Consider the following 1,314-nt stretch of genomic DNA (forward strand, 5'->3'; position numbering starts at 1 on the left):
CCGAGCGCGACCTGCGCGGCGGCGTCCAGCCCGGCCACGGCGTCCGGCGGGGCGGGCAGCAGCCGCACGACCGCCGCGTCCGCCCCGGTCGCCGCGAACGGTCCGACCGGCAGCAGCCCGGACCGCGCCCGCAGCCACCACGCCGTGTACCCCGGGACGGCTGTCCCGTCGGAGGCGCGCACCGGGTCGAGCAGCGCCCGGCGCAGGACGCCCGGGCTCACCAGCCGCACCAGCACGTCCGGCCACGCGTCGGGGTGTACGGCGTCGAGGTCCGCGACCGCCAGCACCTCGGTGAGCACCTCGCCCTCCCCCACCAGGTCGGCGACGTGCGCGAGGTAGTTGTCCCAGCCGTCCAGGCCGTCGGTCACCAGGTCCGCGTCCTCGTCACCGCCGCCGAGGTCGTCGCCGGTCGCGACGTCGGTCAGCACCAGCGGCACCAGGTCCGCGCGCACCCCCGCAGCGACCAGCGCGTCCGCGCCCCAGCGGTCCACGGCCACCTCGTCCACCGGGGCGAGCACCCGGTCGTCCAGGAGTCGCGCGGCAGGCGAGCCCGGCAGCACCAGCCCGTGCGCGGGCGTCGGCTCGCCGTCGGCGGCGCGCAGCGTCAGCAGGCCCAGCAGGGCGCGGGCCGGAGGCACCGGTGCGTCCGCCTCGTCGGGCCCGTCGTCCGCGATCGCGGCCCGGACCAGCGCGAGCACCGCGTCGCTGACCTCCTCGGCGGCGGCGACGTCGTCCTCGGCGGCCTGGTCCAGCACCGCCTGCCGGACCCCGGGGTGCGCGAGCAGCGCGGCGGGGTCGGCGGGGGCAGAACCCAGGCGCTCCAGCACGTCGTGGGCCGCGGCGGGGTGCACGAGGCGCACGCCCCAGCGCCCGAGGGTGCCGAGCGCGCGCGCCACCGGACCCGCCGGGTCGAGCGCCCCGGCCACCGGCAGCAGCAGGGAGCGCGCACCCCGCACGACCCGGCCGTCCGCGAGCGGCACCGGCAGCGACGCGAGGGCCTCCCGGACCAGCGGGTCCGCCACGGCGGGCGCGAGCGTCGCGTACAGGTCGCGCCACCGCTCCGGCGGCAGCCCCGCGGCGGCGGGCAGCTCGTCCACCACCTCGGCGACCTCGCGGACCTCCACGCCGAGGGCCCGCGCGGCGGGCAGCGACGCGGCGGGCACCTCGACCAGCCCGGCGAAGAACGGCGCGAGCGCCCGGACCAGGTCCTCCGCCGCCGGGCCGGCGAGCGTCGCGGCGCGGTGCGGCTCGACGCGGTCCGGCTCGTCCTCGCCCTCGTCGTCGGCGCCGGGCGCGGCGAGCAGCGGGGTACGG

1 pseudogene is annotated in these 1,314 nt (G+C 80.5%); it reads right to left on the reverse strand.

Annotated elements, in window-relative coordinates:
* Positions 1–1,314: pseudogene (locus tag EBM89_RS21705) on the reverse strand (sacsin N-terminal ATP-binding-like domain-containing protein); the annotation flags it as partial.

Origin of the sequence: Cellulomonas triticagri (genome assembly GCF_003696205.1) — a bacterium.
In the GTDB taxonomy this organism is placed as follows: domain Bacteria; phylum Actinomycetota; class Actinomycetes; order Actinomycetales; family Cellulomonadaceae; genus Cellulomonas; species Cellulomonas triticagri.